The sequence below is a fragment of the Mesorhizobium sp. U510 genome (assembly GCF_059180695.1).
On the sequence record NZ_CP180532.1, the window covers coordinates 4,352,089 to 4,378,117 of the forward strand.

A 26,029-nucleotide genomic window follows, 5' to 3' on the forward strand; every position below is an offset into this window, starting at 1 on the left:
TACAGCGCGCCGCACGAAGTTGCGGCGCGCCAAAGGAATTCGACGGCCGGTGGCCGACAAAGACGGCGGGCGTTTGGCCCGCGACTAGATGCAAGGGGTTTTCGAGGACCCCGAAAAGGAGAACGGCATGAACCAAGAGGTCATGAATCTCTTCAATCCGCAGGCGCCTGCGCAGGTGTTCGATTCCATCCGGATCTCACTGGCCAGCCCTGAGAAGATTCTGTCCTGGTCGTTCGGCGAGATCAAGAAGCCGGAGACCATCAACTACCGCACCTTCAAGCCGGAGCGTGACGGTCTGTTCTGCGCGCGCATTTTTGGCCCGATCAAGGACTACGAGTGCCTGTGCGGCAAGTACAAGCGCATGAAGTACAAGGGCGTCATCTGCGAGAAGTGCGGCGTCGAAGTCACGCTGTCGCGCGTCCGCCGCGAGCGCATGGGCCATATCGAGCTCGCCGCTCCCGTCGCTCACATCTGGTTCCTGAAGTCGCTGCCTTCGCGCATCGGCACGCTGCTCGACATGACGCTGAAGGATATCGAGCGCGTCCTCTACTTCGAGAACTACATCGTCACCGAGCCTGGCCTCACCGCGCTGAAGGAGCACCAGCTGCTCAGCGAGGAAGAGTACATGATCGCCGTCGACGAGTATGGCGAGGACTCCTTCACTGCCATGATCGGCGCCGAGGCCATTCATGACCTTCTGGCCGGCATGGATCTGGAGAAGATCGCCGGCGACCTGCGTTCGGAGCTGGCTTCGACCACGTCCGAGCTGAAGCAGAAGAAGTATTTGAAGCGGCTCAAGGTCGTCGAGAACTTCATGGAATCCGGCAACCGTCCGGAATGGATGATCATGAAGGTGGTTCCGGTTATCCCGCCGGACCTGCGCCCGCTGGTTCCGCTGGATGGGGGACGTTTCGCGACGTCTGACCTGAACGATCTCTATCGCCGCGTCATCAACCGCAACAACCGTCTGAAGCGGCTGATCGAGCTGCGCGCTCCCGGCATCATCGTGCGCAATGAAAAGCGCATGCTGCAGGAAGCCGTCGACGCACTGTTCGACAACGGCCGTCGCGGCCGCGTCATCACCGGCGCCAACAAGCGTCCGCTGAAGTCGCTGTCCGACATGTTGAAGGGCAAGCAGGGACGGTTCCGCCAGAACCTGCTCGGCAAGCGCGTCGACTATTCCGGCCGCTCGGTCATTGTCACCGGTCCGGAGCTCAAGCTGCACCAGTGCGGCCTGCCGAAGAAGATGGCGCTCGAACTGTTCAAGCCCTTCATCTACGCCCGTCTCGACGCCAAGGGTTACTCCTCGACCGTCAAGCAGGCCAAGAAGCTGGTCGAGAAGGAGCGTCCGGAAGTCTGGGATATTCTCGACGAGGTCATCCGCGAGCACCCGGTTCTGTTGAACCGTGCGCCGACGCTGCACCGCCTCGGCATCCAGGCGTTCGAGCCGATCCTGATCGAAGGCAAGGCGATCCAGCTGCACCCGCTGGTCTGCACGGCCTTCAACGCCGACTTCGACGGCGACCAGATGGCGGTCCACGTGCCGCTGTCCCTGGAAGCGCAGCTTGAAGCCCGCGTGCTGATGATGTCGACCAACAACATCCTGCACCCGGCTTCCGGCGCGCCGATCATCGTGCCGTCGCAGGACATGGTTCTGGGTCTCTACTATCTCTCGATCGTCAACCAGAACGAGCCGGGCGAGGGCATGGTGTTTGCCGACATGGGCGAACTCCAGCACGCGCTCGAGACCAAGGCGGTGACCCTGCACGCCAAGATCAAGGGCCGCTTCCGCACGGTCGACGCCGAAGGCAAGGTCGTGTCGAAGATCCATGACACCACGCCTGGCCGTATGATCATCGGCGAGCTTCTGCCGAAGAACGTCAATGTGCCGTACGAGACCGCCAACCAGGAGATGACCAAGAAGAACATCTCCAAGATGATCGACACCGTCTACCGCCATTGCGGTCAGAAGGAGACGGTCATTTTCTGCGACCGCATCATGGCGCTCGGCTTCGCTCACGCCTGCCGTGCCGGCATTTCGTTCGGCAAGGACGACATGCTGATCCCGGACAGCAAGATCAAGCTGGTCTCCGACACCGAGGCTTTGGCCAAGGAATACGAGCAGCAGTACAATGACGGCCTGATCACGCAGGGCGAGAAGTACAACAAGGTTGTCGACGCCTGGGCCAAGTGCTCCGAAAAGGTCGCCGACGAGATGATGGCCCGCATCAAGGCGGTGGAGTTCGAAGACAACGGCCGTCAGAAGCCGATGAACTCGATCTACATGATGTCGCACTCCGGTGCGCGTGGCTCGCCCACCCAGATGCGTCAGCTCGCCGGCATGCGCGGCCTGATGGCCAAGCCGTCGGGTGAAATCATCGAGACGCCGATCATCTCGAACTTCAAGGAAGGCCTGACCGTGCTCGAGTACTTCAACTCGACCCACGGCGCCCGCAAGGGTCTGGCCGACACCGCCTTGAAGACGGCGAACTCGGGTTACCTCACCCGTCGTCTGGTCGACGTGGCGCAGGACTGCATCGTCAACTCCGTGGATTGCGGCACCGACAAGGGCCTCACCATGCAGCCGATCGTCGATGCCGGTCAGGTCGTCGCTTCGGTCGGCCAGCGCGTGCTGGGCCGCACCGCGCTCGATGACATCAACCATCCGGTGACCGGTGACCTGCTGGTCAAGGCCGGAACGCTGATGGACGAGCGTGACGTGGAGCAGATCGAAAAGGCCGGCGTCCAGTCGGTCCGCATCCGCTCGGCACTGACCTGCGAGGTCAGGGTCGGCGTGTGCGCGGTCTGCTACGGACGCGATCTGGCGCGCGGCACCCCGGTCAACCAGGGTGAAGCCGTCGGCGTCATCGCGGCGCAGTCGATCGGCGAGCCGGGCACCCAGCTCACCATGCGTACCTTCCACATGGGGGGTACCGCGCAGGTGGTGGATAGTTCGTTCCTTGAAGCCTCCTATGAGGGCAAGGTCGAAATCCGCAACCGCAACGTGGTGCGCAATTCCGACGGCCAGCAGATGGTCATGGGCCGCAACATGGCGGTGCTGATCCTCGACGAGGCCGGCAAGGAGCGTGCCACGCACCGTGTCACCTATGGTTCGCGTATCTTCGTGGACGATGGCGACAAGGTGAAGCGCGGCCAGCGTATCGCCGAGTGGGATCCCTACACCCGCCCGATCCTCACCGAAATCGAGGGCAAGGTGGCGTTCGAGGATCTGGTCGACGGCATTTCCGTCCAGGAAACGGCCGACGAGTCGACCGGCATCACCAAGCGTGAGGTCATCGACTGGCGTTCGACGCCGCGCGGCAACGATCTGAAGCCGGCGATCGTCGTTCAGGACGCCAAGGGCAAGGTCGGCAAGCTGTCGAAGGGTGGCGATGCCCGCTTCCTGCTCTCGGTCGAGGCCATTCTCTCGGTCGAGCCAGGTGCGCAGGTTCGTCCCGGCGACGTGCTGGCGCGTATTCCGATGGAAAGCGCCAAGACCAAGGACATCACCGGCGGTCTGCCGCGTGTTGCCGAACTGTTCGAGGCCCGTCGTCCGAAGGATCACGCCATCATCGCCGAGATAGATGGCACGATCCGCTTCGGCCGCGACTACAAGAACAAGCGCCGCATCATCATCGAGCCGCATGACTCGACGCTCGAGCCGGTCGAATACCTGATCCCGAAGGGCAAGCCGTTCCACCTCCAGGACGGCGACGTCATCGAGAAGGGCGACTACATCCTCGACGGCAATCCGGCGCCGCACGACATCCTGGCGATCAAGGGCGTGGAGGCACTTGCTTCCTACCTCGTCAACGAAATCCAGGAAGTTTACCGCCTGCAGGGCGTGTCGATCAACGACAAGCACATCGAGGTGATCGTTCGCCAGATGCTGCAGAAGGTCGAGATCACCACGCAGGGCGACTCGACCTACATTCCGGGCGACCACGTCGACGTGATCGAACTGGAAGAGGTCAACGAGCGCCTGATCGAGGACGGCAAGAAGCCGGCCGAAGGTCAGCCGGTGCTGCTGGGCATCACCAAGGCCTCGCTGCAGACGCCATCCTTCATCTCGGCCGCCTCCTTCCAGGAGACGACCAGGGTGCTGACGGAGGCCGCGGTTGCCGGCAAGACCGACATGCTGCAGGGCTTGAAGGAAAACGTCATCGTCGGCCGGCTGATCCCGGCCGGTACGGGCGGCACGATGAGCCAGATCCGGCGCATCGCCACCTCGCGCGACGAACTCATCATCGACGAGCGCCGCAAGGCCTCCGGTGTGGAAATCGCCGAGCCGATGCTGGCCGATATGACAACCGCCGCGCAGTAAGCGCGGCGGCAAGAAATCTCAGGCAACAAGGCCGTCGGGGTAACCCGGCGGCTTTTTTGTTTTCCGGAGCGTGGCGAAGTTGGTATCCATGGCGGCAAGAAGGGCCCCGGGGCTACATTTTCGCGTTTCGGCTTTTGATCGGAGAAGAAACGATGAGCAGGAAGACCTGGGCTGCGGTCGACGACTACATCGTTGATGCTCTGTTCGAAGCGGATCCAGCCCTTGACGCCGTTCTCGCCGCCAACCGTGACGAAAGCCTGCCGCCGATCGACGTATCGCCGGCGCAGGGCAAGCTGCTTTCACTGCTGGCGCGGATTCGGGGTGCGAAGAAGATCCTCGAAATCGGCACGCTGGGCGGCTATTCGACGATCTGGATGGCGCGCGCCTTGCCCATGGACGGCAAGATCGTGACGCTTGAACTTGACCCGCATCACGCCAAGGTCGCGCGGTCGAATTTCGGACGTGCAGGGGTTTCGAACCAAGTGGAACTGCGGGTCGGGCCGGCCCTTGAATCGCTGGCCGCGCTAAGCGCTGGAAATGCCGGGCCGTTCGATCTCATCTTCATCGACGCCGACAAGCCGAACAACCCGAACTATCTCTCCTGGGCCACGCGGCTTTCGAGGCCGGGAACAGTCATCATCTGCGACAATGTCATCCGCGACGGCGCGGTGATCGACGGCGGTGGGCATGACGCCAATGTCGTGGGCGCCCGGGCGGCGTTCTCATTCATAGGCGGCGACAAGCGCCTGGATGGCACCGCCATCCAGACAGTAGGCGCCAAGGGCTATGACGGCTTTGCGATTGCGATTGTCAGTTGAAGGTCAGTCGAAAAACGCCTCGACCACATTGCGCTTGCCGAGCATGAAGGCGTCGGCGACATGCTGCAGCGGCGCGAGATCGACATCTGAGATGCCGGCGCGCACGATCTCGGCGAAACGCTTGTAGAGCATGGGGTATTCCGCTTCCGGCTCCTCATGCACGACGCGGCCGTCGATGGCGAGTTTCGAGCCGCCGCCGGAAAGCACCATCTTGCCGGCATCCGTGTCGGCCAGGATGTCCCAGCTTTGCGGGCCGGTCTGCAGCCAGTCGAGGTCCATCGTCACCGGCAATCCGTTCGACGTGCGGAAAGCGACTTGCGCCGCGACCGGGGCAGCGCGGTTTTCAGGAAAGTCGAGCACGGCGGAGGTGATGAACATCGCCGGCAGGATGTGGGTTGCGATCGACAGTGCGTTGATGCCGGGATCGAAGACACCGAAGCCGCCCGGCGCCCAGATCCACTCCTGGTTCGGATGCCAGCGGCGCACATCTTCCTTCCAGACGATAGCCGCCGACCGAATCTGGGTCGATGCGAGAAAACCGCGCGCGGCCTCCACCGCCGGCGCATAACGCGAGTGCCAGCTGGCAAATAGCGAGACGCCGTTTTTCTCGGCCAGCACCTTCAGGTCTTCGACCTCGCTGACCGTTGCGCCCGGCGGCTTTTCCAGGAAGACATGCTTCCTTGCCTCGAGCGCGGTGCGCGCGGCGTCGTAGCGGAATTGCGGCGGCATGCAGAGCGAGACGGCCTCAAGCTCCGGCACCGCGTCGAGCATCGCCTCGATGGTTGGAAAGTTCGGGATGCCGTCGACCTTGCCATGCCGGCTGGCGGCAGCGGTGAGTCGGTAGCTCTGGTCCTTGGCTAGCGCCGGCAGGTGCTGGTCGCGGACGATCTTGCCGACGCCGACGATACCTATGTTGATGGGGTTATTGTTTGACGACATTGGGGGCTCCGGAATGGGAAGGACAGGTTTTTCTAGGCGCGAGAAAGACAACCGGGCAAGTTGCGAAAGGTGGAGCGGCGGTCCGGCCGGCGTAAGCCGTGTCCGGACCTGATTCTCAGATCGGCGCGTCGAACGTGACGATCGAGACTTCGCCTTCGAGCGCGCCCTGATAGGCCGACAGATGCGGCTCGTCATCGGGCACGCCGTCCATATCGCCGATCTGATCGAGCTCGGCCTCGGCATAACCTTCCGCCGCAAGCGATTCGAGGGCGCGGCGCACCGCCGAATCGTCGTCGGGAGCCACCAGCATGACATGAACGCCTTCCGCTTTGCCGCCTTTGCGCTTCCACACCCGGCCGGTGATGATGGTGACCGGGCGTTCTTCATTGTCGTTCACGGGCTGATTCCTCTTGGCAAAGGACAGGCGAGGGGGTTTTCAGAGCTCAGGCCGCCTTTTCGCATGAAGCGGGGCCGCGCGACAGCCAAAAGCCGGTCACTTTCTTCCTCGCACTTGCAAAATGGCGAAAGAAAATTACATGCGCCTTTCGCATGGCTGCCAAGCCCCGGCATCAATGCAATATTTGGCACTGCGGGGTTGACGGTTCGCGGGCTTACGAGTAGAAGCCGCCCAGTCAGAACCGATGTGAGGCTCTCCCTTCCGAAGCGACACGCTTTGGAGTTTGCTTCAAACAGGGTTCGTTTTACGAGCGAAAAGACATTTCCGGCGTGCACGAAGCGGCTTCCGCTTCCTCTGCCATTTGTTCGGGCAAGACCGCGAGGCGCGGTTTGTGGCCCGAATTTGCGTATGGAAATGACGCTTTGAGCGGCCCTGACCGGGCGAGACACGGAATTGAGAGACAAGAGGGTTTAATGCCTACCGTCAACCAGCTGATCCGCAAGCCGCGCATTGCGCCGGTGAAGCGCAACAAGGTCCCGGCCATGCAGCAGAACCCGCAGAAGCGGGGCGTCTGCACGCGCGTCTACACGACGACGCCGAAGAAGCCGAACTCGGCGCTGCGCAAGGTGGCCAAGATCCGCCTGACCAATGGTTTTGAAGTGATCGGTTACATCCCCGGCGAAGGTCACAACCTTCAGGAGCACTCCGTGGTCATGATCCGCGGCGGCCGCGTCAAGGATCTTCCGGGCGTCCGCTACCACATCATCCGCGGCGTGCTCGACACGCAGGGCGTGAAGAACCGCAAGCAGCGCCGTTCGAAGTACGGCGCCAAGCGTCCGAAGTAAGATTTTCCGGCCCTGGCGCTGCTTGAACGCGTCGGGCTACGAGATTGAGAGACAAAAGCCATGTCGCGTCGTCACAGTGCAGAAAAGCGTGAGATCAACCCAGATCCGAAGTTCGGCGATCTGATCGTTACCAAGTTCATGAACGCCGTCATGTATGACGGCAAGAAGTCGGTCGCCGAGACCATCGTCTATGGCGCGCTCGACCAGGTCCAGTCGAAGACCAAGCAGGAGCCGGTCACCGTCTTCCATCAGGCACTCGACAATGTCGCGCCGCATGTGGAAGTGCGTTCGCGTCGCGTCGGCGGCGCCACCTACCAGGTTCCGGTCGACGTGCGTCCCGAGCGCCGCCAGGCATTGGCCATCCGTTGGCTGATCGCGGCTGCCCGCAACCGCAACGAGACCACCATGATCGACCGCCTCTCGGGCGAGCTGATGGACGCGGCCAACAACCGCGGCACGGCCGTCAAGAAGCGTGAAGACACCCACAAGATGGCTGAAGCCAACCGCGCTTTCGCACACTACCGCTGGTAAAGCGCGAACAGGACTGAGAGGCAGCTACGATGGCCCGCGAATACAAAATCGAAGACTACCGCAATTTCGGTATCATGGCGCATATTGACGCCGGCAAGACGACGACCACCGAGCGCGTCCTCTATTACACGGGCAAGTCGCACAAGATCGGCGAAGTGCACGACGGCGCTGCCACCATGGACTGGATGGAGCAGGAGCAGGAACGCGGCATCACCATCACGTCCGCCGCCACTACGACCTTCTGGAAAGGTCGCGACGGCAAGATGCATCGCTTCAACATCATCGACACTCCCGGACACGTCGACTTCACCATCGAAGTCGAGCGTTCGCTGCGCGTGCTCGACGGCGCCATTGCGCTGCTCGACGCCAACGCCGGTGTCGAGCCGCAGACGGAAACCGTCTGGCGCCAGGCCGACAAGTACCGCGTGCCGCGCATGATCTTCTGCAACAAGATGGACAAGATCGGCGCCGATTTCTACCGCTCGGTCGAGATGATCGGCTCACGCCTCGGTGCGCAGGCTGTCGTCATGCAGCTGCCGATTGGCGCCGAGACCGAATTCAAGGGCGTCGTCGACCTCGTCGAGATGAACGCGCTTGTCTGGCGCGACGAGACGCTGGGCGCTGCCTGGGACGTCGTCGAGATCCCGGCCGATCTTCAGGCTCGTGCCGTGGAATACCGCGAGAAGATGATCGAAGCCGCCGTCGAAATGGACGAGACGGCCCTCGAAAACTACCTCGAAGGCAAGATGCCGTCGAATGACGAGATCCGTTCGCTGATCCGCAAGGGCACGATCGCGGTCAAGTTCTATCCGATGTTCTGCGGTTCGGCCTTCAAGAACAAGGGCGTGCAGCCGCTGCTCGACGCCGTTGTCGAGTACCTGCCGTCGCCGGCCGACGTTCCCGCCATCAAGGGTGTCGATGCCAAGACCGACGCCGAGATCGAGCGTCATGCGGACGACAACGAGCCGCTGTCGATGCTCGCCTTCAAGATCATGAACGACCCGTTCGTCGGTTCGCTGACCTTCGCCCGCATCTACTCGGGCAAGCTCACCAAGGGCGTCTCGGTCGACAACACCGTCAAGGGCAAGAAGGAGCGCATCGGCCGCATGCTGCAGATGCATGCGAATTCGCGCGCCGACGTTGAGGAAGCTTTCGCCGGCGACATCGTCGCTCTGGCTGGCCTCAAGGACACGACCACCGGCGACACTCTGTGCGATCCGCTGCACCCGGTCATCCTCGAGCGCATGGAATTCCCCGACCCGGTCATCCAGATCGCCATCGAGCCGAAGACCAAGAACGATCAGGAAAAGATGGGCCTCGCCCTTCACCGACTGGCTGCCGAGGATCCGTCCTTCCGCGTCAAGACCGACGAGGAAAGCGGCCAGACCATCATCTCCGGCATGGGCGAACTGCACCTCGACATCATCGTCGACCGCATGCGTCGCGAGTTCAAGGTCGAAGCCAATGTCGGCGCTCCGCAGGTGGCCTATCGCGAGACGATCACCCGCAAGCACGAGCAGGACTACACCCACAAGAAACAGACCGGCGGTACCGGCCAGTTCGCCCGCGTCAAGGTTATCTTCGAGCCGAACACGGAGAGCGAAGAGTTCGTCTTCGAGTCCAAGATCGTCGGCGGCGCGGTGCCGAAGGAATACATTCCGGGTGTCGAAAAGGGCATTCAGAGCGTCATGGGCGCTGGTCCGTTCGCGGGCTTCCCGATGATCGGTGTCCGGGCGACGCTGATCGACGGCGCCTACCACGACGTCGACTCCTCGGTCCTGGCCTTCGAAATCGCGTCCCGCGCCTGCTTCCGCGAAGCCGCACCCAAGCTGGGCGTGCAGCTGCTCGAGCCGATCATGAAGGTCGAAGTCGTGACGCCGGAAGACTATGTCGGCAGCGTCATCGGCGACCTGAACGGCCGTCGCGGTCAGATCCAGGGCCAGGAAGCACGCGGCGTGGCCGTCGTCATCAACGCGATGGTGCCGCTCGCCAACATGTTCAAGTACGTCGACAACCTGCGCTCGATGAGCCAGGGCCGCGCGGCCTACACGATGCAGTTCGACCACTACGAGCCGGTCCCGACCGCGGTCGCCCAGGAAGTCCAGAAAAAATACGCGTAACTCGAAAGAGCCGTCGCGGTAACGCAATTCAAAGCCCGCATGGGCGAGCAGGAAATGGAGACATCACATGGCAAAAGGTAAATTCGAGCGCACTAAGCCTCATGTGAACATCGGCACGATTGGTCACGTTGACCATGGCAAGACGTCGCTGACGGCGGCGATCACGAAGTATTTTGGCGAGTACAAGCGCTACGACCAGATCGATGCGGCGCCGGAAGAGAAGGCACGCGGCATCACCATCTCGACGGCTCACGTTGAATACGAGACGGCCAACCGCCACTACGCTCACGTCGACTGCCCCGGCCACGCCGACTATGTGAAGAACATGATCACCGGTGCCGCGCAGATGGACGGCGCGATCCTGGTCGTGTCGGCTGCCGACGGCCCGATGCCGCAGACCCGCGAGCACATCCTGCTCGCCCGTCAGGTCGGCGTGCCGTCGATCGTGGTGTTCTTGAACAAGGTCGACCAGGTCGACGACGCCGAGCTGCTCGAACTGGTCGAGCTCGAGGTTCGTGAACTGCTGTCGAAGAACGAGTTCCCCGGCGACGACATTCCGATCGTCAAGGGTTCGGCGCTGGCCGCGCTTGAGGATTCCAACAAGACGATCGGCGAGGACGCGATCCGCGAGCTGATGGCTCAGGTCGACGCCTACATCCCGACGCCTGTTCGTCCGCTCGACAAGCCGTTCCTGATGCCGATCGAAGACGTGTTCTCGATCTCGGGCCGCGGCACGGTCGTGACCGGCCGCGTCGAGCGCGGCGTGGTCAAGGTCGGCGAGGAGCTGGAAATCATCGGCATCCGTCCGACGACCAAGACGACCTGCACGGGCGTGGAAATGTTCCGCAAGCTGCTCGATCAGGGCCAGGCTGGCGACAACATCGGCGCGCTGCTGCGCGGCGTTGATCGTGAAGGTGTCGAGCGCGGCCAGGTTCTGGCCAAGCCCGGCACGGTGAAGCCGCACAAGAAGTTCGTGGCCGAGGCCTACATCCTGACCAAGGACGAAGGTGGCCGTCACACGCCGTTCTTCACCAACTACCGTCCGCAGTTCTACTTCCGCACGACGGACGTGACCGGCATCGTGTCGCTGCCGGCTGGCACCGAGATGGTCATGCCTGGCGATAACATCACGGTCGATGTCGAGCTGATCGTGCCGATCGCCATGGAAGAGAAGCTGCGCTTCGCCATCCGTGAAGGCGGCCGCACCGTCGGTGCCGGCATCGTCGTCACCATCAAAGAGTAATTTGGACTTAAACCGATCTGTCGCGGGCGCGGAAGTTGCCCGCGCCGCGCCAGAACAAGGAAGTGACGCATGAACGGACAGAATATCCGCATCCGCCTGAAGGCGTTTGATCACCGCGTGCTCGACGCCTCGACGAAGGAAATCGTGTCGACGGCCAAGCGCACCGGCGCAAACGTCCGCGGCCCCATTCCGCTGCCGACGCGGATCGAAAAGTTCACGGTGAACCGGTCGCCCCACGTCGACAAGAAGAGCCGCGAGCAGTTCGAGATGCGCACGCACAAGCGTCTGCTCGACATCGTCGATCCGACCCCGCAGACCGTCGATGCTTTGATGAAGCTCGATCTGGCCGCCGGCGTCGACGTCGAGATCAAGCTCTAAGGGAATGAGAGCGCGGTAAGGGGCGGTGCCCCTGGCCCGGAACTCTAAAGGAATTGAACCGATGCGTTCAGGTGTGATTGCAAAGAAGGTGGGAATGACCCGCATCTATAACGATGCCGGGGAACATGTTCCCGTCACCGTTCTCCAGATGGAGAACTGCCAGGTCGTGGCGCAGCGCACGCAGGAGAAGAATGGCTACACCGCCGTTCAGCTCGGCGTTGGCCTCGCCAAGGTGAAGAACACGTCGAAGGCGATGCGCGGCCATTTCGCGACCGCTTCCGTCGAGCCGAAGGCGAAGGTTGCCGAGTTCCGCGTCTCGGCCGACAACATGATCGATGTCGGCGCCGAGATCACCGTCGAGCACTTTGTCGCCGGCCAGAAGGTCGATGTGACGGGCACGACGATCGGCAAGGGTTTCCAGGGCGTCATCAAGCGTCACCACATGGGTGGTGGCCGCGCGACGCACGGTAACTCGGTCTCGCACCGTACGCACGGTTCGACCGGCCAGCGCCAGGACCCCGGCAAGGTGTTCAAGGGCAAGAAGATGGCCGGCCACATGGGCGATACCCGCGTGACGACGCAGAATGTCGAGATCGTCTCGACCGATGCCGACCGCGGCCTGATCCTGATCCGCGGAGCGGTTCCCGGATCGAAGGGCGCCTGGATCCTGGTCCGCGATGCGGCCAAGGTGGCACTGCCGGCCAATGCGCCGAAGCCCGCCGCGATCCGCGCCGCTGTTAAGAACGAGGCTCCGGCCACAGAGGGAGCGGAATAATGGATCTCAAGATCACAACGCTTGGCGGCAAGGACGCCGGCAAGGTGAAACTCTCCGAGGAGATTTTCGGCCTTGATCCGCGCGAGGACATCCTGCAGCGCGTCGTGCGCTGGCAGCTCGCCAAGAAGCAGCAGGGCACGCACAAGGCCAAGGGCCGCGCCGAAATCGCGCGCACCGGCGCCAAGATGTACAAGCAGAAGGGTACGGGCCGCGCCCGTCACCATTCGGCACGCGCTCCGCAGTTCCGCGGCGGCGGCAAGGCCCACGGCCCGGTCGTTCGCAGCCACGAGCACGACCTGCCGAAGAAGGTGCGTGCTCTCGGCTTGAAGCATGCTCTCTCGGCCAAGGCCAAGAGCGCGTCGATCATCGTTATCGACGAGCTGAAGCTGACCGAGGCCAAGACCAAGGCGCTGATCGCGAATTTCGCGACGCTGGGCCTGAGCAACGCCCTGGTGATTGGTGGTGCCGAGCTTGACAAGAACTTCAAGCTGGCCGCGACCAACATCCCCAACATCGACGTGCTGCCCATCCAGGGCATCAACGTCTACGACATTCTGCGCCGCGGCACGCTGGTCCTTTCCAAGGCCGCCGTCGAGGCTCTCGAGGAGCGCTTTAAATGACCGACCTTCGTCACTACGACGTGATCGTCAGCCCGGCGATCACCGAAAAGTCGACCATGGCTTCCGAGCAGAACCAGGTCGTCTTCAACGTCGCCAAGAAGGCGTCGAAGCCGGAAATCAAGGCCGCCGTCGAAGCGCTGTTCGGCGTCAAGGTGATGGCCGTGAACACGCTTGTCCGCAAGGGCAAGATCAAGCGCTTCCGCGGCACGATCGGCCGCCAGAGCGACGTCAAGAAGGCGATTGTGACGCTGGCCGACGGCCAGTCGATCGACGTCGCGACGGGTCTCTGAGCAAGGCCGCGAGGACAGAACAATGGCACTGAAAAAATTCAACCCGGTAACGCCGAGCACCCGCCAGCTGGTCATCGTCGACCGCTCGGGCCTCTACAAGGGCAAGCCCGTCAAGGGTCTGACCGAGGGCCTGACCAAGTCGGGCGGCCGCAACAATTACGGCCGCATCACCGCCCGCTTCATCGGCGGTGGTCACAAGCGTTCGTACCGCATCATCGACTTCAAGCGCCGCAAGTTCGACGTCGTCGGCACGGTCGAGCGCATTGAATACGATCCGAACCGCACCGCCTTCATCGCGCTGATCAAGTACGACGATGGTGAGCTGTCCTACATCATCGCCCCGCAGCGCCTTGCCGCCGGCGACAAGATCGTGGCCGGCGAAGCGGTCGACGTGAAGCCGGGCAATGCGATGCCGCTGGCATCGATGCCGGTCGGCACGATCGTCCACAACATCGAGCTGAAGCCGGGCAAGGGTGGCCAGGTCGCCCGTTCGGCCGGCGGTTACGCCCAGCTCGTCGGTCGCGACCAGGGCATGGCGATCCTGCGCCTCAATTCGGGCGAGCAGCGTGTCGTTCACGGCTCCTGCATGGCCACCGTCGGTGCCGTGTCGAACCCCGACCACGGCAACATCAACGACGGCAAGGCCGGCCGCACGGTTTGGCGTGGCAAGCGCCCGCACAATCGCGGCGTGACCATGAACCCGGTCGACCATCCGCACGGCGGTGGTGAAGGCCGCACCTCCGGTGGCCGTCATCCGGTCAGCCCGTGGGGCAAGCCGACCAAGGGCAAGAAGACGCGGTCCAACAAGGCGACCGACAAGTTCATCCTGCGCTCGCGCCATCAGCGCAAGAGCTAAGAAGAGGTAACGCCAAGTGACTCGTTCTATTTGGAAAGGCCCCTTCATCGACGGCTACCTTCTCAAGAAGGTGGACAAGGTTCGTGAAGGTGGTCGCAATGAGGTGATCAAGATGTGGAGCCGTCGCTCCACCATCCTGCCGCAGTTCGTCGGCTTCACCTTCGGTGTCTACAACGGCCAGAAGCATGTTCCCGTCTCGGTGAACGAGGACATGGTCGGTCATAAGTTCGGTGAATTCGCTCCGACGCGGACTTATTACGGTCACGGCGCGGATAAGAAGGCGAAGAGGAAATAATCATGGGCAAGGCCAAAGCTCCGCGCAGGCTTGCTGACAACGAAGCGCGCGCCGTGTTGCGCACGATCCGTATCAGCCCGCAGAAGCTGAACCTCGTTGCCGCGCTGATCCGCGGCAAGAAGGTCGCGACAGCGCTTTCCGACCTCGAATTCTCGGCCAAGCGGATTTCCGGCACGGTCAAGAAGACGCTGGAATCGGCGATCGCCAACGCGGAAAACAACCACGACCTCGATGTCGATGCGCTGGTGGTGGCGGAAGCCTATGTCGGCAAGTCGATCGTCATGAAGCGGTTCCACGCTCGTGGCCGTGGTCGCGCCAGCCGTATCGAGAAGCCGTTCTCGCACCTCACGATCGTCGTTCGTGAAGTCGAAGAAAAAGGGGAGGCCGCATAATGGGCCAGAAAGTCAATCCGATCGGTCTTCGCCTCGGCATCAACCGCACCTGGGATTCGCGCTGGTTCGCGAACACCGGCGAGTACGGCAAGCTGCTGCATGAGGACATCAAGATCCGCAAGTATCTTGAGAAGGAACTCAAGCAGGCCGCGATCTCCAAGGTCGTGATCGAGCGCCCGCACAAGAAGTGCCGCGTTACCATCCATGCCGCGCGCCCGGGTCTGATCATCGGCAAGAAGGGCGCCGACATCGAGAAGCTTCGCAAGAAGCTGATGGAGATGACGAAGTCCGAGACGCACCTCAACATCGTTGAAGTGCGCAAGCCGGAAATCGACGCGACCCTGGTCGCCCAGTCGATCGCCCAGCAGCTCGAGCGCCGTATCGCGTTCCGCCGCGCCATGAAGCGCGCCGTGCAGTCGGCGATGCGCCTCGGTGCCGAAGGCATCCGCATCAACTGCTCGGGCCGTCTCGGCGGCGCCGAAATCGCCCGCATGGAGTGGTACCGTGAAGGCCGCGTGCCGCTGCACACGCTGCGCGCCGATGTCGACTACGGCACGGCCGAGGCGAATACGGCGTATGGCATCTGCGGCGTCAAGGTCTGGGTATTCAAGGGCGAGATCCTCGAGCACGATCCGATGGCTTCGGAACGTCGCGCGACCGAGGGTGATGCTGCGCATGGCGGTGGTGGTGATCGCGAACGCGGTCGTCGTCGCGAAAACGCCTGAGACATTTAGGAATTTGGAGTTAGAACGATGCTGCAGCCAAAGCGCACAAAGTTCCGCAAGCAGTTCAAGGGCCGTATCCATGGTACCGCAAAGGGCGGCACCAACCTGGATTTCGGTGGTTTCGGGCTGAAGGCGCTTGAGCCGAACCGCGTCACCGCGCGTGAGATCGAGGCGGCCCGCCGCGCGATCACTCGTGAAATGAAGCGTGCTGGCCGCGTCTGGATCCGCATTTTCCCGGATCTGCCGGTCACGTCGAAGCCGACCGAAGTCCGCATGGGCAAGGGCAAGGGTGCCGTCGACTACTGGGCGGCGCGCGTCAAGCCGGGCCGCATCATGTTCGAGATCGACGGCGTCAGTGAAGAAACCGCCCGTGAGGCGCTGCGTCTCGGCGCGGCCAAGCTCTCGGTCAGGACGCGCTTCGTACAGCGCATCGCAGAATAAGGACGGGCTGATCATGAAAGCCGAAGACATCCGGACCAAGACCCAGGACCAGCTGACCGACGATTTGGCCAGCCTGAAGAAGGAGCAGTTCAACCTGCGCTTCCAGAAGGCCACCGGCCAGCTCGAGAAGACCGCGCGCGTGAGGCAGGTCCGTAAGGACATTGCGCGTATCAAGACCATCGCTGCGGAAAAGTCCGCGGCCAAGAAGGCTTAAGGACGAAAACCATGCCAAAGCGCATTCTGCAGGGCACCGTCGTCAGCGACAAGAACGAGAAGACGGTTGTCGTCAAGGTCGAACGGCGCTTCACGCATCCCGTGATGAAGAAGACCGTGCGCATGACCAAGAAGTACAAGGCGCACGACGAGAACAACGCCCACAAGGTTGGCGATCAGGTGTTCATCCAGGAATCGAAGCCGATTTCCAAGGACAAGCGCTGGATCGTCGTGTCTTCGGACCAAGCCTGACCTCCGGGCGTAAACAACGAATTTTGGACAGACCGGGGAGGGGCTTCGAGCCCGTCCCGTTAGAAAAGAAGAAGGCGGCCAGTCATGATTCAGATGCAAACAAACCTCGACGTGGCGGATAATTCCGGCGCGCGTCGTGTCATGTGCATCAAGGTGCTGGGCGGCTCGAAGCGGAAATACGCTTCCGTGGGCGACATCATCGTGGTGTCCATCAAGGAAGCCATTCCGCGCGGCCGCGTTAAGAAGGGCGATGTGATGAAGGCGGTCGTGGTTCGCACGGCCAAGGACATCCGCCGCCCGGACGGCAGCGTGATCCGTTTCGACAAGAACGCGGCCGTTCTCGTCGACAACAAGAAAGAGCCGATCGGCACGCGTATCTTCGGACCGGTTCCGCGCGAACTCCGCGCCAAGAACCACATGAAGATCATCTCGCTCGCGCCTGAAGTGCTGTAAGGAGCCGGACCAATGCAAAAGATTAGAAAAGGCGACAAGGTCGTCGTGCTGGCCGGCAAGGACAAGGGCCGTTCGGGCGAAGTCCTCTCGGTTCAGCCGAAGGATGACACCGCGCTGGTGCGCGGCGTCAACATGATCCGTCGTCACCAGAAGCAGACCCAGTCCCAAGAGGGCGGGATCATTACCAAGGAAGCGCCGATCCAGCTGTCGAACATCGCGCTGGCCGACCCCAAGGATGGCAAGCCGACCCGCGTCGGTTTCATCTTCCAGAAGGACGGCAAGAAGGTGCGCGTCGCCAAGCGCTCGGGAGAAGTCATCAATGGCTAAGGCTCAAAGCAAGCAGGCGACTGCCACCAACACGCCGCGTCTGAAGCAGGTCTACAACGAGACCATCCGCAAGGCGCTGCAGGAGCAGTTCGGCTACGACAACGACATGCAGGTTCCGCGCCTCGACAAGATCGTGCTGAACATGGGTGTCGGCGAAGCGACCGCCGATTCGAAGAAGCCTTCGGTTGCGGCCGAAGACCTGGCGCTGATCGCCGGCCAGAAGGCCGTCGTCACCCGCGCCCGCAATTCGATCGCCGGCTTCAAGGTCCGCGAGAACATGCCGATCGGCGCCAAGGTCACGCTGCGCAAGGAACGCATGTACGAGTTCCTCGACCGCCTCGTGAACATCGCGCTGCCGCGCGTCCGCGACTTCCGCGGACTGAACCCCAAGAGCTTCGATGGCCGTGGCAACTACGCCATGGGCATCAAGGAGCATATCGTGTTCCCGGAGATCAACTACGACAAGGTTGATCAGATCTGGGGCATGGACGTCATCGTTTGTACGACTGCGAAGACGGACGACGAAGCCCGGGCATTGCTCAAGGCTTTCAACTTCCCCTTCCGCCAGTAACGGCAGCGAGAAAGGAAAAATCTGAAATGGCAAAGACCAGCTCAGTCGAGAAGAACAACAGGCGCCGCAAGCTTGCCGACCAGTACGGTCCCAAGCGCGCTGCCCTGAAGGCGATCATCATGGATCAGTCCAAGCCGATGGAAGAGCGCTTCCGCGCTCAGCTCAAGCTTGCTGCCCTGCCGCGCAACTCGGCCAAGATCCGCATCCGCAACCGCTGCGAAGTCACCGGCCGTCCGCGTGCCTACTATCGCAAGCTCAAAGTATCGCGCATCGCGCTTCGTGATCTCGGCAACAACGGCCAGATCCCGGGCCTGGTCAAGTCGAGCTGGTAAGGAGGACATAACATGTCATTGAGCGATCCTCTCGGCGATATGCTGACCCGCATCCGCAACGCCTACGGCCGCAAGAAGTCGAGTGTCTCGACGCCGGCCTCGCGTCTGCGCACCCGCGTCCTCGACGTGCTGAAGGCTGAAGGCTATATCCGCGACTACAGCCAGACCGACTTCGACAACGGTAAGTCCGAGATCGAAATCGAGCTGAAGTATTTCGACGGTGCGCCGGTCGTGCGCGAAATCGCCCGCGTCTCGAAGCCGGGCCGCCGCGTTTACGTCTCGGCCAAGTCAATTCCGCACGTCGCCAACGGCCTCGGCATCGCCATCCTTTCGACGCCGAAGGGCGTGATGGCCGATCACGAAGCCCGCGAACAGAACGTCGGCGGCGAGATCCTCTGCCAGATCTTCTGATCTGGCAGCTGACCGCAAATTGGAATCCGGTCTTCGGATCGTTCCGAAGACAGAGACCTGAAACAAGAGAAGTGACGAGGACAACAAAATGTCTCGTATTGGAAAGAAACCCGTTTCGCTGCCGCAGGGCGTGACCGCGACCGTCAACGGCCAGACCGTGACGGCGAAGGGCCCCAAGGGCGAGCTGAAGTTCGTGGTGAACGACGAAGTCCTGGTCAAGATGGAAGGCAGCGAGATCGCTGTCCAGCCGCGCGACCAGACCAAGACCGCCCGCTCCAAGTGGGGCATGTCGCGCACGCAGATCGTCAACATCCTGCAGGGCGTCAAGGACGGCTTCGAGAAGAAGCTCGAGATCACCGGCGTCGGCTATCGCGCCGCCATGCAGGGCAAGAACCTGCAGCTGGCTCTTGGCTTCAGCCATGACGTCGTCTATGAGACGCCGGCCGGTGTCACCATCGCTGTGCCGAAGCCGACGGAAATCACCGTGACCGGCATCGACAAGCAGCAGGTCGGCCAGGTCGCCGCCGAGATCCGCGAATATCGCGGTCCGGAGCCCTACAAGGGCAAGGGCGTCCGCTACGCTGGCGAGAAGATCGTCCGCAAGGAAGGCAAGAAGAAGTAAGTGTAACGCCGCGGGGAGCGGTCGCGGGAGGCGCTTCGCCTACCGCATATGGCGGCCCCCGTTTTTTGAAGGCAAGGAAGACCATCATGGGTACCAAGGAATCCACGCAGCGCCGTGCGCAGCGCGTTCGCCGCCAGATCAGGAAGGTCGCCGGCGAGCGGCCGCGCCTGTCGGTTCACCGCACCTCGAAGAACATCTATGTCCAGGTGATCGACGACGCCAAGGGCCACACCATCGCTGCCGCTTCGACACTCGAGAAGGACCTCAAGGGTTCGCTCAAGACCGGCGCTGACACGGCCGCCGCCGCCGCGATCGGCAAGCTGATCGCCGAGCGCGCCACCAAGGCCGGCGTCAAGGAAGTCGTCTTCGACCGTGGCCCGTACATCTATCACGGCCGCGTCAAGGCGCTGGCTGAAGCTGCCCGCGAAGGCGGTCTGAGCTTCTAATTTCGCCCCCGGTGACCCACAGAGGCGCCGGATCGTATCATCAACCGTGCTTCCGGAAAAAAACAAGGAACAGGATATGGCACAGGAACGTAGGGAAGGCGGCCGCGGCCGCGAGCGTGAGCGCGAAGAGCGCGACGACGGCATGGTGGACAAGCTGGTCCACATCAATCGCGTCGCCAAGGTCGTCAAGGGTGGCCGTCGCTTCGGCTTCGCCGCACTCGTCGTCGTCGGCGACCAGAAGGGCCGCGTCGGCTTCGGTCATGGCAAGGCACGCGAAGTGCCGGAAGCCATCCGCAAGGCAACTGAATCGGCCAAGCGCGACATGATCTTCGTGCCGCTGCGCTCGGGCCGTACGCTGCATCACGACGTCGAGGGACGCTGGGGCGCCGGACGCGTTCTGCTGCGCGCCGCCAAGCAGGGTACCGGCATCATCGCCGGCGGCCCGATGCGCGCCGTTTTCGAGACGCTCGGCATGCATGACGTGGTCGCCAAGTCGATGGGTTCGTCGAACCCTTACAACATGGTTCGCGCCACGTTCGACGCGCTGAAGAGCCAGATGCATCCCAAGGATGTGGCTGCCGCTCGCGGCATCAAGTATTCGACCCTTCAGGCCCGCCGCGGCACCGCCGTTGCGGCTGAAGAATAGTCGATCTGACCAGGGATTTTGACCATGGCCAAGAAAGCAACCAAGACCATCACCGTTGAGCAGATCGGTTCGCCGATCCGCCGCCCGAAGGAACAGCGCGCGACGCTGGTCGGCCTCGGCCTCAACAAGATGCACAAGCAGCGCACCCTGGAAGATACGCCTTCCGTGCGCGGCATGATCGCCGCCGTTCAGCATCTCGTCCGCGTCGTGGACGAGGGCTGAGCCAAAGCGCAGGAGAACTCAGATGAAACTCAACGATCTGCGTGACAAGGACGGCGCGACGCATTCCAAGAAGCGTCTCGGCCGCGGCATCGGTTCCGGCTCGGGCAAGACCGCCGGTCGCGGCGTCAAGGGTCAGAAGGCGCGCTCCGGCGTCGCCATCAACGGCTTCGAGGGTGGCCAGATGCCGCTCTACCGGCGCCTGCCGAAGCGTGGCTTCAACAACATCTTCGCCAAGAGCTTCGTCGTCGTGTCGCTGGCCCGCATCCAGGAAGCCGTCGATGCCAAGAAGCTCGACGCCAAGGCAACCGTGACGGCCGAGGCGCTCGTCGCCGCCGGCGTCATCCGCCGCGTCAAGGATGGCGTGCGCGTGCTGTCCGATGGCGAACTCAAGGCCAAGCTTGCCTTCGACGTCGCCGGTGCTTCCAAGGCGGCGATCGAGAAGATCGAAAAGGCCGGCGGCTCGGTCAAGTTGCCGGAAAAGGCAGCTGCCGAGTAACGGCAATTTGAAGCGCGATCGGCAAGAGTGGGATCCCGTTTTTGCTCACGATTGCGCTTTGATCTGCTCAATTAAGCGGCCGCGTCAACGCGGCCGCTTGCATGTTTAGAGCCCGGAGCTTATCTCGTGAGCTTCGGTGAAACGCACCGCCTGACCTCACGGGCCATCAAGCGTTACCAAGCGGAGAATCAGGCATGGCTTCGGCTGCTGAACAACTAGCCTCGAATCTGAATTTCTCGGCCTTCGCCAAGGCGGAGGACCTGAAGAAACGCATCTGGTTCACCATTGGCGCGTTGCTCGTCTACCGCCTCGGCACCTATATCCCGCTGCCCGGAATCAATCCCGACGCCTTCGCCCAAGCCTTCTCCTCGCAGAGCAAGGGCGTGCTCGGCATGTTCAACATGTTCGCCGGCGGCGCCGTGCAGCGCATGGCGATCTTCGCGCTCGGCATCATGCCTTACATCTCCGCCTCCATCATCATGCAGCTGATGACCTCGGTCATTCCGTCGCTGGAAGCGCTGAAGAAGGAAGGCGAACAGGGCCGCAAGGTCATCAACCAGTACACGCGCTACGGCACCGTGCTTCTGGCACTGGTACAGGCCTATGGCATTTCGGTGGGGCTGGAGAACGGCAACGGCATCGTCAGCGATCCCGGCATGTTCTTCCGCGTTTCGACCGTCGTCACGCTGGTCGGCGGCACCATGTTCCTGATGTGGCTCGGCGAGCAGATTACCGCGCGCGGCATAGGCAACGGCATTTCGCTGATCATCTTCTCCGGCATCGTCGCCGGCTTGCCGCATGCCATTTCCGGCACGCTGGAACTTGGTCGCACCGGCGCCCTGTCGACCGGCCTGATCCTGGCGATCATCGTCCTGGCCATCGTCGTCATCGCGCTCATCGTGTTCTTCGAACGCGCCCAGCGCCGCCTGCTGATCCAGTATCCGAAGCGCCAGGTCGGCAATCGCATGTTCCAGGGCGACACCTCGCATCTGCCGCTGAAGCTCAATACGTCGGGCGTCATCCCGCCGATCTTCGCCTCGTCGCTGCTCCTGCTGCCGGCCACCATCGCCGGCTTCTCGCAGACCACCAACATGCCCGCCTGGGCGAGCACCATCCTGGCCTCGCTCGGCCATGGCCAGCCGCTCTACATGGCGTTCTACGCGGCGATGATCGTGTTCTTCGCCTTCTTCTACACAGCGATTGTCTTCAACCCGAAGGACACCGCCGACCAGCTCAAGAAGCATTCGGGCTTCATCCCGGGCTATCGCCCGGGCGAGCGCACCGCCGATTACATCGATTACGTTCTCACCCGCATCACCGTCGTCGGCGCCATCTATCTGGTGCTGGTGTGCCTGCTGCCGGAGTTCCTGATCTCGGCGACTGGCGTACCATTCTACCTTGGTGGCACATCGCTTCTGATCGTGGTCAGTGTCACGCTCGATACGGTTGCGCAGATTCAGGGCCACCTGATCGCGCACCAGTATGAAGGCCTGATCAAGAAGTCGAAGCTGCGCGGGGGGAAGAAAGCCAGATGAGGTTGATTTTGCTTGGGCCGCCAGGGGCGGGCAAGGGGACACAAGCACAAAGACTGGTAGAAAAACACGGCATACCCCAACTCTCGACGGGAGACATGCTGCGTGCCGCCGTTCAGGCCGGTTCCGAAGTCGGCAAGCGTGCCAAGGCGGTGATGGATGCCGGTGAACTGGTGTCCGACGCCATCGTCAATGCCATCGTCGCCGAGCGGATCGACCAAGCCGACTGCGCCAAGGGATTCATCCTCGACGGCTACCCGCGCACACTGGTGCAGGCCGATGCGGTTGAATCGATGCTTTCTGAGCGTGGCATCGGCCTCGACACGGTCATCGAACTGGTCGTCGACGACAGGGCCCTGGTCGGCCGCATCGTCAAGCGCGCCGAGGACGCCAAGGCCGCCGGGCAGCCGGTGCGCAAGGACGACAATCCGGCGGTGTTCGAGGAGCGCCTGCGCGAGTACTACAAGAAGACCGCTCCGCTGACCGGCTATTATTACGCCAAGGGCAAGCTTAAGACGGTCGACGGCATGGCCAGCATCGACGCGGTGACCGCCGAGATCGAAGCCGTGCTCGCGGCCGCCGCCAAGGCGCGGTAACGGAATCTAAAGATTAGGCTTGACGGGAGCGGCTCGCTGCGGTATGGCGGCCCGTCTTCCTATCAGGTGCGAACTTTGCTTGTCCGCAAGGGCAAGGCAGTCGCTTTGAACTGGAAACTCCCGCAAGGGCCGGCCTCCACCGGACGCGGGGCAACTTTGACAGCGCCGGGACTACCTTGTTTTAAAGGTTGGCCGGCCCACATGGAGAAGGAAAGAACATGGCTCGTATAGCCGGCGTCAACATTCCGACCAACAAGCGCGTCGTCATCGCGCTTCAGTACATTCACGGCATTGGCAAGAAGTTCGCCCAGGAGATCGTCGACAAGGTCGGCATCCCGGCCGAGCGCCGCGTCAACCAGCTGACCGACGCGGAAGTCTTGCAGATCCGCGAGACCATCGACCGTGACTACCAGGTCGAAGGCGACCTGCGTCGCGAAGTGTCGATGAACATCAAGCGTCTCATGGACCTCGGCTGCTACCGCGGCCTGCGTCACCGTCGCTCGCTGCCGGTCCGCGGCCAGCGCACGCACACCAATGCACGCACCCGCAAGGGCCCGGCCAAGTCGATCGCCGGCAAGAAGAAGTAATTTGGGTGAATAAGGGAGTAGGGGAGTAAGGCAGTAGGGAATGCTCGCCAGTCGGGTCGCATTTCTCCCTACTCCCCTACTGCCCTATTCCCCTACTCCCTTACGAAGGTGGAGCCGCTGGCATTACGGCGGTGTAGAGATCAACTGAAAGGAATACCATGGCCAAGGAAGCCGCTCGTGTTCGCCGTCGCGAACGCAAGAATATCTCGTCGGGCGTTGCCCACGTCAATTCGACCTTCAACAACACGATGATCACCATCACCGACGCGCAGGGCAATTCGATTGCCTGGTCGTCGGCCGGTGCCCAGGGCTTCAAGGGTTCGCGCAAGTCGACCCCGTTCGCCGCCCAGATGGCTGCCGAGGACGTCGCCAAGAAGGCCCAGGAACACGGCATGCGCATGCTCGAAGTCGAGGTCTGCGGACCTGGCTCCGGTCGTGAATCGGCGCTGCGCGCCCTGCAGGCGGCCGGCTTCACCATCACCTCGATCCGTGATGTGACGCCGATCCCGCACAATGGCTGCCGCCCGCGCAAGAAGCGCCGCGTCTAAGAAATTACCGAACGCCGCGCGAACGCCCACAGGGGCGTTCCTCCGCGGTATTCCAGGTCGCCCGCCACGATTGGATGGTGGCGGGTCAACGGAAGGAAAGCATCATGATCCAGAAAAATTGGCAGGAACTGATCAAGCCGAACAAGATCGAGTTCTCGTCGAAGAAGAAGACGCTGACCACGCTGGTCGCCGAGCCGCTTGAGCGTGGCTTTGGCCTCACGCTGGGCAACGCGCTGCGCCGCGTGCTTCTGTCTTCGCTGCGCGGTGCGGCTGTGACCGCCGTGCAGATCGACGGCGTTCTGCATGAATTCTCGTCCATCGCCGGTGTGCGCGAGGACGTGACCGACATCGTCTTGAACATCAAGGAAATCGCCATCCGCATGGAAGGCGACGGCCCCAAGCGCATGGTCGTGCGCAAGCAGGGACCGGGTGCGGTTCTCGCCGGCGACATCCAGACGGTTGGCGATGTCGAGATCCTCAATCCCGACCACGTCATCTGCACGCTGGACGAAGGCGCTGAAATCCGCATGGAATTCACCGTCGACACCGGCAAGGGCTACGTGCCGGCCGAGCGCAACCGCGCCGAGGACGCGCCGATCGGCCTGATCCCGGTCGACAGCCTCTATTCGCCGGTCAAGAAGGTCTCCTACAAGGTCGAGAACACCCGCGAGGGCCAGGTTCTCGACTATGACAAGCTGACCATGACCATCGAGACCGACGGTTCGATCTCGGGCGAGGACGCGGTGGCTTTCGCCGCCCGCATCCTGCAGGACCAGCTCGGCCTGTTCGTCAACTTCGACGAGCCGCAGAAGGAAGTCGCCGCCGAAGCCGTCACCGAGCTCGCCTTCAACCCGGCGCTGCTCAAGAAGGTCGACGAGCTCGAGCTTTCGGTGCGTTCGGCCAACTGCCTGAAGAACGACAACATCGTCTACATCGGCGATCTCATCCAGAAGACCGAAGCCGAGATGCTGCGCACCCCGAACTTCGGCCGCAAGTCGCTGAACGAGATCAAGGAAGTGCTGGCGGCAATGGGCCTGCACCTCGGCATGGAAGTGCCGGACTGGCCGCCGGAAAACATCGAAGACCTCGCCAAGCGCTACGAAGACCAATATTGAGCATGAATTCCAAGGATCGGCGGCGTGAGCCGCTCGATCCGACGGTCATGCGGAAAACCATCAGAGGCCTTGGCCTCTTGAACAACTGAAGAAGGAAAAGAGCCATGCGCCACGGTTTCAAAGGCCGTCGCTTCGCCCGAAGCATTAGCCATCGCAAGTCGATGTTCGCCAACCTCGCCGTGTCGCTGCTCGAGCACGAGCAGATCGTCACCACCCTGCCGAAGGCGAAGGACCTGCGTCCGATCGTCGAGAAGCTGGTGACGCTCGGCAAGCGCGGCGACCTGCACGCCCGCCGCCAGGTGATCGCGCAGATCGGCAATGAAGGCGTCGTCAAGCGCCTGTTCGACACCATCGCCCCGCGCTACGCCAACCGCAACGGCGGTTATCTGCGCATCATGAAAGCCGGCTTCCGTCACGGCGACAACGCCGCGATGGCTGTCATTGAGTTCGTCGATCGCGACACCTCGGCCAAGGGCGCTGGCGACCGCGCCCGCCTCGAAGCCGAAGGCACCGACGCGGAAGCCGCGGCCGCATAAGGCTCCGTCTTTCCGGAATGAATTGAAGGGGCCTGCGGGCCCCTTTTTCATGTTCTACGCGCGTCAAAGCGTGCCCAAAATGATCTGCCGGCGCGAAAATAAGCGGATTTCAGCGGCTTAGCCTTTCATTTTGCA

The 26,029-nt window shown here is 62.3% G+C and carries 35 protein-coding genes; 33 read left to right on the plus strand and 2 right to left on the minus strand.

Going from position 1 to position 26,029, the window contains the following annotated elements; translation table 11 throughout:
- Window positions 1-127 precede the first annotated feature (127 nt).
- Window positions 128-4,324: a DNA-directed RNA polymerase subunit beta' gene (gene rpoC, locus ACLGL5_RS22840; protein WP_027046808.1), complete on the plus strand. Its 4,197-nt coding sequence runs from the start codon at window positions 128-130 to the stop codon at window positions 4,322-4,324.
- 152 nt (window positions 4,325-4,476) lie between these two features.
- The gene (locus ACLGL5_RS22845; protein ID WP_069092110.1) at window positions 4,477-5,142 is read left to right on the plus strand and encodes an O-methyltransferase; all 666 of its coding nucleotides are present in this window, start codon (window positions 4,477-4,479) and stop codon (window positions 5,140-5,142) included.
- A gap of 3 nt (window positions 5,143-5,145) precedes the next feature.
- Here ACLGL5_RS22845 and ACLGL5_RS22850 read toward each other — a convergent pair whose 3' ends face one another.
- Both ACLGL5_RS22850 and ACLGL5_RS22855 read right to left on the minus strand, forming a co-directional pair.
- Entirely contained in the window at window positions 5,146-6,081 is a 936-nt protein-coding gene (locus ACLGL5_RS22850; protein WP_019857961.1) for a Gfo/Idh/MocA family protein, read from the minus strand.
- A 115-nt stretch (window positions 6,082-6,196) separates the two neighbouring features.
- Window positions 6,197-6,478: a hypothetical protein gene (locus ACLGL5_RS22855; RefSeq protein WP_010909270.1), complete on the minus strand. Its 282-nt coding sequence runs from the start codon at window positions 6,476-6,478 to the stop codon at window positions 6,197-6,199.
- Window positions 6,479-6,951: 473 nt separating this feature from the next.
- On the opposite strand from ACLGL5_RS22855, the gene rpsL reads away from it, so the two are divergent.
- The 31 genes from rpsL to rplQ all read left to right on the plus strand — a co-directional run bounded on the left by rpsL (window position 6,952) and on the right by rplQ (window position 25,894).
- On the plus strand, window positions 6,952-7,323 hold the full coding sequence (gene rpsL / locus ACLGL5_RS22860; protein WP_006333356.1) for a 30S ribosomal protein S12: 372 nt from the start codon (window positions 6,952-6,954) through the stop codon (window positions 7,321-7,323).
- Window positions 7,324-7,383: 60 nt separating this feature from the next.
- The gene (gene rpsG, locus ACLGL5_RS22865; protein WP_006202127.1) at window positions 7,384-7,854 is read left to right on the plus strand and encodes a 30S ribosomal protein S7; all 471 of its coding nucleotides are present in this window, start codon (window positions 7,384-7,386) and stop codon (window positions 7,852-7,854) included.
- Between the two features lie 29 nt (window positions 7,855-7,883).
- Window positions 7,884-9,974 (plus strand): elongation factor G, encoded by a 2,091-nt coding sequence (gene fusA, locus ACLGL5_RS22870; RefSeq protein WP_019857963.1) that lies wholly within the window; start codon window positions 7,884-7,886, stop codon window positions 9,972-9,974.
- Between the two features lie 67 nt (window positions 9,975-10,041).
- Window positions 10,042-11,217: an elongation factor Tu gene (gene tuf, locus ACLGL5_RS22875; RefSeq protein ID WP_010909256.1), complete on the plus strand. Its 1,176-nt coding sequence runs from the start codon at window positions 10,042-10,044 to the stop codon at window positions 11,215-11,217.
- Between the two features lie 69 nt (window positions 11,218-11,286).
- Window positions 11,287-11,595 (plus strand): 30S ribosomal protein S10, encoded by a 309-nt coding sequence (rpsJ, locus tag ACLGL5_RS22880; protein ID WP_010909272.1) that lies wholly within the window; start codon window positions 11,287-11,289, stop codon window positions 11,593-11,595.
- Window positions 11,596-11,656: 61 nt separating this feature from the next.
- A complete protein-coding gene (gene rplC, locus ACLGL5_RS22885; RefSeq protein WP_010909273.1) occupies window positions 11,657-12,370 on the plus strand; it encodes a 50S ribosomal protein L3 in 714 nt (237 codons plus the stop codon).
- Window positions 12,370-12,990 (plus strand): 50S ribosomal protein L4, encoded by a 621-nt coding sequence (gene rplD, locus ACLGL5_RS22890; RefSeq protein ID WP_019857964.1) that lies wholly within the window; start codon window positions 12,370-12,372, stop codon window positions 12,988-12,990. Before rplC ends, rplD begins: the two co-directional genes overlap by 1 nt.
- A complete protein-coding gene (locus ACLGL5_RS22895) occupies window positions 12,987-13,280 on the plus strand; it encodes a 50S ribosomal protein L23 (RefSeq protein ID WP_010909275.1) in 294 nt (97 codons plus the stop codon). Before rplD ends, ACLGL5_RS22895 begins: the two co-directional genes overlap by 4 nt.
- A gap of 22 nt (window positions 13,281-13,302) precedes the next feature.
- On the plus strand, window positions 13,303-14,136 hold the full coding sequence (gene rplB / locus ACLGL5_RS22900) for a 50S ribosomal protein L2 (RefSeq protein WP_010909276.1): 834 nt from the start codon (window positions 13,303-13,305) through the stop codon (window positions 14,134-14,136).
- A gap of 16 nt (window positions 14,137-14,152) precedes the next feature.
- Window positions 14,153-14,431 carry a 30S ribosomal protein S19 gene (gene rpsS / locus ACLGL5_RS22905; protein ID WP_006205463.1) on the plus strand — a complete coding sequence of 93 codons (279 nt, stop codon included), beginning with the start codon at window positions 14,153-14,155 and terminating at the stop codon, window positions 14,429-14,431.
- 2 nt (window positions 14,432-14,433) lie between these two features.
- The gene (gene rplV / locus ACLGL5_RS22910; RefSeq protein WP_010909277.1) at window positions 14,434-14,823 is read left to right on the plus strand and encodes a 50S ribosomal protein L22; all 390 of its coding nucleotides are present in this window, start codon (window positions 14,434-14,436) and stop codon (window positions 14,821-14,823) included.
- Window positions 14,823-15,548, plus strand: a complete 726-nt coding sequence (gene rpsC, locus ACLGL5_RS22915; RefSeq protein ID WP_010909278.1) for a 30S ribosomal protein S3 — start codon at window positions 14,823-14,825, stop codon at window positions 15,546-15,548. Before rplV ends, rpsC begins: the two co-directional genes overlap by 1 nt.
- Before the next feature lie 27 nt (window positions 15,549-15,575).
- The gene (gene rplP, locus ACLGL5_RS22920) at window positions 15,576-15,989 is read left to right on the plus strand and encodes a 50S ribosomal protein L16 (protein ID WP_010909279.1); all 414 of its coding nucleotides are present in this window, start codon (window positions 15,576-15,578) and stop codon (window positions 15,987-15,989) included.
- A gap of 13 nt (window positions 15,990-16,002) precedes the next feature.
- Entirely contained in the window at window positions 16,003-16,203 is a 201-nt protein-coding gene (rpmC, locus tag ACLGL5_RS22925; protein ID WP_006205459.1) for a 50S ribosomal protein L29, read from the plus strand.
- Window positions 16,204-16,214: 11 nt separating this feature from the next.
- Window positions 16,215-16,454, plus strand: a complete 240-nt coding sequence (gene rpsQ / locus ACLGL5_RS22930; RefSeq protein ID WP_010909280.1) for a 30S ribosomal protein S17 — start codon at window positions 16,215-16,217, stop codon at window positions 16,452-16,454.
- A gap of 84 nt (window positions 16,455-16,538) precedes the next feature.
- On the plus strand, window positions 16,539-16,907 hold the full coding sequence (gene rplN / locus ACLGL5_RS22935; RefSeq protein ID WP_006205457.1) for a 50S ribosomal protein L14: 369 nt from the start codon (window positions 16,539-16,541) through the stop codon (window positions 16,905-16,907).
- 12 nt (window positions 16,908-16,919) lie between these two features.
- Window positions 16,920-17,234 (plus strand): 50S ribosomal protein L24, encoded by a 315-nt coding sequence (gene rplX / locus ACLGL5_RS22940; protein ID WP_019857966.1) that lies wholly within the window; start codon window positions 16,920-16,922, stop codon window positions 17,232-17,234.
- On the plus strand, window positions 17,227-17,805 hold the full coding sequence (gene rplE, locus ACLGL5_RS22945; protein WP_010909281.1) for a 50S ribosomal protein L5: 579 nt from the start codon (window positions 17,227-17,229) through the stop codon (window positions 17,803-17,805). The genes rplX and rplE overlap by 8 nt, the downstream gene beginning before the upstream one ends.
- Window positions 17,806-17,831: 26 nt before the next feature.
- Window positions 17,832-18,137 (plus strand): 30S ribosomal protein S14, encoded by a 306-nt coding sequence (rpsN, locus tag ACLGL5_RS22950; RefSeq protein ID WP_010909282.1) that lies wholly within the window; start codon window positions 17,832-17,834, stop codon window positions 18,135-18,137.
- A 12-nt stretch (window positions 18,138-18,149) separates the two neighbouring features.
- Window positions 18,150-18,548: a 30S ribosomal protein S8 gene (rpsH, locus tag ACLGL5_RS22955; RefSeq protein ID WP_006205453.1), complete on the plus strand. Its 399-nt coding sequence runs from the start codon at window positions 18,150-18,152 to the stop codon at window positions 18,546-18,548.
- An 88-nt stretch (window positions 18,549-18,636) separates the two neighbouring features.
- Window positions 18,637-19,170, plus strand: coding sequence for a 50S ribosomal protein L6 (gene rplF / locus ACLGL5_RS22960; protein ID WP_019857968.1), 534 nt, complete (start codon window positions 18,637-18,639; stop codon window positions 19,168-19,170).
- Between the two features lie 86 nt (window positions 19,171-19,256).
- A complete protein-coding gene (gene rplR / locus ACLGL5_RS22965) occupies window positions 19,257-19,616 on the plus strand; it encodes a 50S ribosomal protein L18 (protein ID WP_010909284.1) in 360 nt (119 codons plus the stop codon).
- A 76-nt stretch (window positions 19,617-19,692) separates the two neighbouring features.
- Window positions 19,693-20,262, plus strand: coding sequence for a 30S ribosomal protein S5 (gene rpsE, locus ACLGL5_RS22970; RefSeq protein WP_027046810.1), 570 nt, complete (start codon window positions 19,693-19,695; stop codon window positions 20,260-20,262).
- Between the two features lie 24 nt (window positions 20,263-20,286).
- Complete coding sequence (gene rpmD, locus ACLGL5_RS22975; RefSeq protein ID WP_006205449.1) at window positions 20,287-20,484, plus strand: 50S ribosomal protein L30; 198 nt, start codon at window positions 20,287-20,289, stop codon at window positions 20,482-20,484.
- Window positions 20,485-20,506: 22 nt separating this feature from the next.
- Window positions 20,507-20,980, plus strand: a complete 474-nt coding sequence (gene rplO / locus ACLGL5_RS22980) for a 50S ribosomal protein L15 (RefSeq protein ID WP_010909286.1) — start codon at window positions 20,507-20,509, stop codon at window positions 20,978-20,980.
- 194 nt (window positions 20,981-21,174) lie between these two features.
- Window positions 21,175-22,515 carry a preprotein translocase subunit SecY gene (gene secY, locus ACLGL5_RS22985; protein WP_019857971.1) on the plus strand — a complete coding sequence of 447 codons (1,341 nt, stop codon included), beginning with the start codon at window positions 21,175-21,177 and terminating at the stop codon, window positions 22,513-22,515.
- Window positions 22,512-23,108 (plus strand): adenylate kinase, encoded by a 597-nt coding sequence (locus ACLGL5_RS22990; protein ID WP_019857972.1) that lies wholly within the window; start codon window positions 22,512-22,514, stop codon window positions 23,106-23,108. Before secY ends, ACLGL5_RS22990 begins: the two co-directional genes overlap by 4 nt.
- A 218-nt stretch (window positions 23,109-23,326) precedes the next feature.
- Window positions 23,327-23,695 (plus strand): 30S ribosomal protein S13, encoded by a 369-nt coding sequence (gene rpsM / locus ACLGL5_RS22995; protein ID WP_006205445.1) that lies wholly within the window; start codon window positions 23,327-23,329, stop codon window positions 23,693-23,695.
- Between the two features lie 158 nt (window positions 23,696-23,853).
- The gene (gene rpsK, locus ACLGL5_RS23000; RefSeq protein WP_006205444.1) at window positions 23,854-24,243 is read left to right on the plus strand and encodes a 30S ribosomal protein S11; all 390 of its coding nucleotides are present in this window, start codon (window positions 23,854-23,856) and stop codon (window positions 24,241-24,243) included.
- A gap of 104 nt (window positions 24,244-24,347) precedes the next feature.
- A complete protein-coding gene (locus ACLGL5_RS23005) occupies window positions 24,348-25,358 on the plus strand; it encodes a DNA-directed RNA polymerase subunit alpha (RefSeq protein WP_006205443.1) in 1,011 nt (336 codons plus the stop codon).
- A 104-nt stretch (window positions 25,359-25,462) separates the two neighbouring features.
- Window positions 25,463-25,894 (plus strand): 50S ribosomal protein L17, encoded by a 432-nt coding sequence (gene rplQ, locus ACLGL5_RS23010; protein WP_010909289.1) that lies wholly within the window; start codon window positions 25,463-25,465, stop codon window positions 25,892-25,894.
- Window positions 25,895-26,029 lie beyond the last annotated feature (135 nt).